Source organism: Streptococcus taonis (assembly GCF_029948085.1).
GTDB classification, from domain to species: Bacteria; Bacillota; Bacilli; order Lactobacillales; family Streptococcaceae; genus Streptococcus; species Streptococcus taonis.
In genome coordinates, this window is the sequence record NZ_JARZZP010000030.1 from 1 (window position 1) to 1,550 (window position 1,550).

The window sequence follows — 1,550 nt, forward strand, 5'->3', positions numbered from 1 at the left end:
TCAGAACGAAGACAAACGTTATTTTTGGCGTTTGTCTTTTTCTTTTTTCAAAAATAGTTTGTCTCATCATCTGATATTCCATTCAAAAATCTGTATTTGAGAAAAATAAAAAGGGACATACCCTATCCATTTCACTAATTTTTTGATATTTAAACACGCCAAAGTAAGCCCAACCTGATCCTGCATTTTGGACTTTCCTTTCTCTCTAGTGTATCTCAAATTATGGTACTCCTTAGCCGTCCCAAAGAGTCGTTCAATTGTTTCTTTGCGCTTCTTATAGAGCTCTTTCATTTCTCTTTGGTGGCGAATTTCCTCACAAAATTCAAGGGCATCTTTCCAGACATGTCTCGTTACTACTTTTTGAAAATTCTTGCTTTGGGTACAAACGGATAATAAAGGACAGGCAACACATACTTTTGGATTACTCTTATACTCACGGTAGCCTTCTCGAGTGGTCGTGCGATAGTTTAGTACTTGATTTTCTGGACAGACATAACAATCATGGCTTGCATCATAAACAAAATTACTAGGTCTTAAGTTTCCCTTTACTCCCTTTGGACGAGTATAAGGAAAGACAGGGATGATGTTACGTTCTAATAAATAATGGGCAATAGCTGGTGTCTTGTAACCTGAATCCGCAATAATATAGTGTGGGGAGAAAGGCTCTAACTTTGAAAATAGGGCAGGGAAGGCCTGACTATCATGAACATTTCCTGCTTCAACCGTATAAGCTAAGGCCCAACCATGCTTATCACAAGCAACTTGAGCAGAATAGGCAAATACTTCCTTGTGTTCGCCCTTGTGAAACCAACCACACTCGGGATCTGTTGTTGAGATCTTCTTTTCCTTGGCCTCACTTTCTTTTGCGGGCTTTAAGGACTTTTTTTCGTGTTTTTTCCTATCTAAATCAATCTCAACTGCCAATTGTTCACTCATAAATTTAGCTTGTTGGTCTACCATTTCCTTACGATACTTGTGACTATTAGCCGCCGCTTTGATATGGGTACCATCCACAAATATTTCAGAAGGATCAATTAAGCCAGCATACAAAGCTTGGCTGAGAACTTGGGAAAAAATCTCAGAAATGAGTTCTTTATCTTGAAAACGACGGCTGTAATTCTTTCCATAGGTAGTAAAATGAGGGACCTTATCATCTAAAGTTAGTCCAAGAAACCAACGATAGGCCACATTTACTTCAATATCTTTCATGGTTTGGCGCATGGAACGAATGCCATAAAAACATTTAATCAAAGGAATTTTGACTAGCATGACGGGATCAAGACTAGGACGACCATTATCTGGGCTATAGGTATTTTCTACCAAATCATAAATAAAGTCAAAATCAACCTTTGAATCTACTTGTCGAAGAAAGTGATCTTTGGGGACCAATTCGTCTATTGTATAGAAACCATATTGCTTACGGTTATAATCAGGTTTTTCTTTGTGAAACATAGGGAACACCTCACAACTTTTCTTACCTCTATTATACGACTTTACACAAAGAAAAGCCCTTAGAAACTGGACTTCCAAGGACTTTGTCTTCAATCTGA

1 protein-coding gene is annotated in these 1,550 nt (G+C 37.9%); it reads right to left on the reverse strand.

What is annotated here, in order from left to right; genetic code table 11:
* Window positions 1-66: 66 nt before the first annotated feature.
* A complete protein-coding gene (locus tag QEZ38_RS09665; RefSeq protein WP_416222460.1) occupies window positions 67-1,452 on the reverse strand; it encodes an IS1182 family transposase in 1,386 nt (461 codons plus the stop codon).
* Window positions 1,453-1,550: the final 98 nt, after the last annotated feature.